Here is a 381-nt window from a genome sequence, read left to right as displayed (position 1 = left end):
CCGCTGCCGCTGGCGGGGTGTCATCGTCTGCTGCTTGATAATGGGCGCGTCACGCTTGATCTGTGGTTTGGCGATATTAACGAATTAACCAGCAAGCTGGATGACTCTCTGAATCAAAAGGTGGATGCCTGGTTCCTGGACGGCTTCGCCCCGGCAAAAAATCCGGATATGTGGACGCCGACGCTGTTTAACGCGATGGCCCGACTGGCGCGTCCCGGCGGCACGCTGGCGACTTTTACCTCGGCAGGTTTCGTACGTCGCGGGTTACAGGACGCCGGATTTACGATGCAAAAATGCAAAGGTTTTGGTCGCAAACGTGAAATGCTCTGTGGCGTAATGGAACAAACTCAGGCGCTGCCTTCCTCAGCCCCCTGGTTTGCA

Annotated in this window: 1 protein-coding gene; it reads left to right on the top strand. The window is 56.4% G+C overall.

Annotation, left to right across the window (positions count from 1 at the left end):
- On the top strand, window positions 1-381 hold a 381-nt coding region (mnmD, locus tag FDX03_RS23010; RefSeq protein ID WP_249356986.1), incomplete at both ends, for a tRNA (5-methylaminomethyl-2-thiouridine)(34)-methyltransferase MnmD.

Source organism: Citrobacter sp. wls827 (genome assembly GCF_005280875.1).
Lineage (GTDB): Bacteria > Pseudomonadota > Gammaproteobacteria > Enterobacterales > Enterobacteriaceae > Citrobacter > Citrobacter youngae.
The sequence above is the reverse complement of the archived record's forward strand: the minus strand, read 5'-3'. Positions and strand labels throughout refer to the sequence as shown.